We start from the raw sequence: 5,218 nt of genomic DNA on the forward strand, positions 1-5,218 counted from the left end.
GCAAGCTGTTCATTGAGCACCTTGCTGCTGCCTTTGGTATAGGCAACCGCTAATTTTCTTTTAATGAGATAGTTTCTCGCATAACCATCGCTGACTTCGATGACTTCATCTTTTTTTCCTACTTTTTTTATATCTTTAAGCAGTATGACTTTCACTGTTCTCTTCCTTTCTGATCAATTCCATCAATTCTTGTTTAAACGTTTGCGGATCCATGGTATCCGTAGAACTGGCCGCTGCACTGAAATGGCCGCCGCCGTGAATCTGTTCCATAATTTTCTGTACATTAAAGCTTCCATCACTTCTGGCTGAGCAGCTGGTCGGATGCCCCTGATCTAAAGTGCGGGCAATCGTAAAGCTTGCCTTGCAGCCTTTGATCAACAACAATGCTTCTGAAACCTGGGCCAGGATCGTCTTATCCACGATTTCTTCTTCCTCACACACGATCATAAAATGATCTTTGAACGGTCGGGCCGCCTGGATCAGACGATGTTTCAGGCTGAAATGCTCATAATCTTCACATAAGGCCTTTTCTGCCAGTTTAAAGTTGGCCCCCCATGTATTCAGGCAGGCAGCCGCTTCAAAGGTACGGGCATCGGTATGCATTTTAAAGCGATTGGTATCCACCAGGATTCCCAGATACATGATCGTTGCTTCGGCCTCAAAGATCGGCACATGCGAAGGAATATTCTGAAGCATTTCCACGATCAGTTCACACGTAGAAGAAGCACTGCTTTCTACATACGTAAAGATCGCATTCTTCACAAAGTTATCATTGCGTCGGTGGTGGTCGATCACGATCACACGCTGACAATCTTCGATGAATTCTTTGGCACTGCTGATGGCAGGGATCCCATGGTCAAGCATGATCATAAGATCCTTGGACACATCGATCTGTTCTGCGGCGAGGGATGGCGTAATAAAGATGTGGCGTTCTTCTATAAAATGCAGATACTGGTCCATGACCGACTGCAGCTGGTTGTCACGAGGGACATCTTTTAAGACAATATAAGCTTTTTTATTCAAGGCATTGGCCCAGTTGGAAATACTGAGACAGGCCCCCATACAGTCAAAATCCGTCATGATATGTCCGGCGATATAGACGGCATCGCTTTCTAAGATTGCATCCTGAAGCGTCTGAGCCAATACACGAACCCTTACCTTGGAGCGGGCCGAACTCATTTCGGAATTGCCGCCGACATATTCCACGGCACCATGAACATCTTTGATGGCTGCCTGATCCCCTCCGCGGGATTGCGCCAGTTCGATCAGTTCATTGATCGCATCGTCCAAAACGATAAAATCATCCGTTCCATAGGCAAAACTCATGCTCAAAGTAATGGATACCCCGATTTGGCTGGCTTTGTCCTTGATGATTTGAAGAATCGAAAAGTTCTGCGCCCGAATCGCATGAAGAATATTCTTATTTAAGACAAGAATAAAGCGATCGCTTCGCAAGCGTCGAATCAGGATCCCGTTTTTCTGGGCCCAGGTCACGATTGGACTTCTTAACTGGGTATTGATATGGGCCATCAGTTCCTCATTTTCATAAGACTGATATTCCATATAATTATCCAGCTGAACCAGACCCACGACGATTTCTTTTTCCTGGATCTGTTTTTTCAAATGCGTAAGCTCTGTGACCTCTTTGACAAACAAAAGCTGTCCTTCCGATTTCCGGGTGATTTCATAAATTGAGCCTTCCGACTCAGCGGTGATCACTTCGACATCCTCGTCAAAAAGCGTGCGGATCTCTTCGATCCAGCTGGTCAGTTTTTTATTGACCAGATCCAACCCTTTTTGGTCAAAATAGGAAGAAGCCCAGGTCACGACATATTCCTCGTTATATGTTAAGATCCCTATATTTCCAAACGACAGGGCATCTTTGGCTTCCTTGCCTAAAACACGGGAAATATCCAGTTCCGTTTTCAATCCATAGGTCTTAAGATCACGGACAAATCCAATCAGAGGGATCGCAAAAAGAACGCCTCCCACAACCAAGAAAACAGCCTGCGTATAATTATTTAAGAACAGCGATGCCACAACCAATACGATAAAGATGCATCCTGCCAGGATAAAGTATCCTCTCCATTTGTGAAACTGTTTCATATCAACCTCTCACGTTCCAGCTTTTGCGAATCGAAAAAAGACAGTCCAATTCGCCCAGGAATATCCAGATCAAATTCAAGATCGGTATAAACGCACCAATCACGGCCAGAAAAGAAAACAGCCGGATTCGGTAGCGAACGCCAAAATCCATCAAGACGATGGCCCCTAATCCATCCAGTACGATAAAATCCAGAAAGAAGGCCATGCGGATCCCATTTGTATATATAGAATATTCTAACATATTTTGGCCAAAAAGAAATAACACCCAAATGGCTAAGGATACGATCCCCAGCAAGGGATTTCCATGAATCAAGGAAAGTGAGCCGATGGGTCTTATATCGATACGCAAACGATGGCATGCCAGAATGGAGATCATATGGATGCACAAGGTCTGCAAAAGGGCCATAAGAACGATGAACACCACGCAAAAAGAAGAAAAATCAATGAATGGGATCAGTCTGGAAAGCGTGTCAAAATCGGCATGGAGATCATAACCGAAAATCGCCGCCCATAGATAGATCATGCACATGTACATGATGACCGACAGGACAAAACAAATCACAAAATTGGTACTGTGACGCGCCTTTTTAAAAACACCCACCCCATAGACAAAACCGATAAAAAGGGCGGTCCAGCTATAAAACCAGGTGGTAAAAGATCCGAAAAAGAAGCTGAGAAGTCCCATGGCGATCCCCGTGACAAAACCGGCATACCCTCCTTCTTTGGCTGTATAGAGTAAAAGCGGCAGAATAAAGACCCAGCTTAACATCGATTCAATCGCGAAGCCGGTCTGTTGGTTCAATAACAGTAACAACCCGTACAAAGCTACACTCATAGCGCCCTGGGTAATGGATCTTGTTTTCATATTTCTTATTTTAGAACAAGGATACTACAAAAAAAAGAGCTTTTTACAAGCTCTTAGTCAACGACATATGGTAATAAAGCCATCTGACGTGCACGTTTGATTGCGGTAGCCAGCATTCTCTGGTATTTAGCGCGCGTTCCGGTTACACGTCTAGGAATGATTTTTCCGTTAGCGTTGATGAAACGTTTTAATAATTCAACATCTTTGTAGTCGATTTCTTTGATTTTGTTCTTTGTGAAGTAACAAACTTTTTTACGACCCATGCGTTGTTTTTTAAATGCCATAGTTCTTATCCTTTCTATTCTTTTTAGAATGGTAAATCATCACTGGAGATATCCAGTGTATCGCTTGTGTCAAAATCTGTACCAAATGGATCTTGAGCTGCCGGCATCGCCGGGGCACTTTGTCCATATGGATCCATAGCCGGAGCCGGCTGAGCATACGCGGCTGAAGAATGCTGCGCATTCTTTGGTTCCAAGAATTGAACATTGTCCGCAACGACTTCAGTTACATACACTCTTTGTCCCTGATTGTTGTCATAATTACGTGTCTGAATACGTCCTTCTACACCAATCAAAGAACCGCGATGCAGATACTGACACATTAAATCGGCCAAACGGTTCCAGGCTACACAGTTGATAAAGTCGGCCTCAGGCTGACCCTGACTCTGTACGCGGCGGTTAACAGCCAGTGAAAAGCTGACCACGCTGGTTCCGTTCTGTGTCTTTCTTAATTCCGGATCTCTTGTAAGTCTTCCTACTAATACGACTCTGTTGATCATACCGGTTTCCTCTTTTATTCTTCGTCCTGTGTCTTAACGACCATGATACGAATTACGTTGTTGCTGATGCGGGCCAAACGCTGGAATTCAGCGATTCCTTCGTTGCCTACAGTTACATTGATAACGACATAGTGACCTTTCTTCATGTGATCGATTTCATAAGCGAAATCTTTGATTCCCCAGTCATCTACCTTGTCGATGGACCCTTCATGAGATGTGATCGTCGCATGAAGACGTTCCTGAACACCTTTAAACTGTTCTTCATCTAAAGATGCGTTTACAATGTACATGATTTCGTATTTTTTCATTCTGTACACCTCCCTTTGGACTATGGTATCTGTTTGAAAGATACAGGGCAAGCATAGACTTGCTTGGATATACTACCATGCCAAACATTTTTTTTCAAGCGGTTTTCTAGATTTAAATGCATTTTATCGGGGACTGCCATACAGGTTCAGCAACAAACAGCCTACAATGATCAAGAGGATGGAAAATCCCCCAATCATGGTCAGTTTCTGATCAAAGATCAGGACGCCGATGATCGTAGTCGCAATAATGCCTACTGCCGACCAGGTCGCATAAGCAATGCCTAAGTCGATCTTTAACAGCGCTTTGGAAAAGGCAAAAAAGCAGATCGAATAAAAGACAATACAGCCTAATGAAGGCCATAATTGTGTAAAGCCTTTTGATGTATGCAGCAAAGAGCTGGCCAGTATCTCAAAAAAGATCGCAATTCCTAATAAAACATATTCCATAGAAATACCCTCAACTTCTTATCTTTATTCATTTTAGGCAACCGGCAAAAGTTTTTCAACTTTCTTTATAGAGTAGAAATCTTTAAGGATCTATGTTAGTTTATAAACGAAATAAGGTGTAAATATTATGGAAATCAATCAATATCTGACAATCGAAGAACAAGTCGATCTATTCGAAAAGATCCACCAGGATTCCATCTCTATGCGTACTTTGATGGCCTATTATCGCTGTGCCCTGATGGAAGTCGAAACAAAATTTAAAGTGCTTAACGAAGAGTTTTCCATTGAACGGGAGACCAACCCCATTGAAACGATAAAAAGCCGCTTGAAGAGCCCCGAAAGTATCATCAAAAAAATGGAATCCCGCCATCTTCCTTTGACGGTACAGTCAATCGAAGAAAATCTTTTTGATATCGCAGGCATCCGTGTGATCTGTTCTTTCCAGAACGATATTTACCTTTTGGCAAAATATCTTCTTTCGCAGGATGATATCACGCTTCTGGAAATCAAGGACTACATCAAAAATCCCAAGCCCAATGGTTACCGAAGCCTGCATCTGATCATTCAGGTTCCGATCTTTCTTCATGAAGAAAAACGCGAGATGAATGTAGAAGTGCAGTTTCGAACCATTGCGATGGATTCCTGGGCTTCTTTGGAACATAAGATCCGTTATAAAAAAGAGCTGGATCAAACGACCCTGGAAAGTATTTC

8 protein-coding genes are annotated in these 5,218 nt (G+C 43.1%); 1 reads left to right on the forward strand and 7 read right to left on the reverse strand.

Annotated features, from left to right (window positions below):
• From Q0K03_RS07030 to Q0K03_RS07060, 7 genes are all read right to left on the reverse strand, one after another.
• Positions 1–155 (reverse strand): bL9 family ribosomal protein (locus Q0K03_RS07030; RefSeq protein ID WP_297239006.1); only part of this gene is annotated, 155 nt, incomplete at its 3' end.
• Complete coding sequence (locus Q0K03_RS07035) at positions 136–2,106, reverse strand: DHH family phosphoesterase (RefSeq protein WP_297239000.1); 1,971 nt, start codon at positions 2,104–2,106, stop codon at positions 136–138. The genes Q0K03_RS07035 and Q0K03_RS07030, both read right to left, overlap by 20 nt.
• 1 nt (position 2,107) lies before the next feature.
• Entirely contained in the window at positions 2,108–2,971 is an 864-nt protein-coding gene (locus Q0K03_RS07040) for a hypothetical protein (RefSeq protein WP_297239001.1), read from the reverse strand.
• A gap of 53 nt (positions 2,972–3,024) precedes the next feature.
• Positions 3,025–3,255: a 30S ribosomal protein S18 gene (rpsR, locus tag Q0K03_RS07045; RefSeq protein ID WP_003864783.1), complete on the reverse strand. Its 231-nt coding sequence runs from the start codon at positions 3,253–3,255 to the stop codon at positions 3,025–3,027.
• Positions 3,256–3,278: 23 nt separating this feature from the next.
• Positions 3,279–3,752 (reverse strand): single-stranded DNA-binding protein, encoded by a 474-nt coding sequence (ssb, locus tag Q0K03_RS07050; protein WP_297239002.1) that lies wholly within the window; start codon positions 3,750–3,752, stop codon positions 3,279–3,281.
• 14 nt (positions 3,753–3,766) lie between these two features.
• Positions 3,767–4,060: a 30S ribosomal protein S6 gene (rpsF, locus tag Q0K03_RS07055; RefSeq protein WP_297239003.1), complete on the reverse strand. Its 294-nt coding sequence runs from the start codon at positions 4,058–4,060 to the stop codon at positions 3,767–3,769.
• Positions 4,061–4,183: 123 nt separating this feature from the next.
• On the reverse strand, positions 4,184–4,507 hold the full coding sequence (locus Q0K03_RS07060) for a multidrug efflux SMR transporter (protein WP_297239004.1): 324 nt from the start codon (positions 4,505–4,507) through the stop codon (positions 4,184–4,186).
• A gap of 127 nt (positions 4,508–4,634) precedes the next feature.
• Here Q0K03_RS07060 and Q0K03_RS07065 point away from each other — a divergent pair.
• The coding region (locus Q0K03_RS07065) for a GTP pyrophosphokinase family protein (protein ID WP_297239005.1) at positions 4,635–5,218 on the forward strand (584 nt) is incomplete at its 3' end.

This window comes from uncultured Faecalicoccus sp., from assembly GCF_944327125.1.
Lineage (GTDB): Bacteria > Bacillota_I > Bacilli_A > Erysipelotrichales > Erysipelotrichaceae > Faecalicoccus.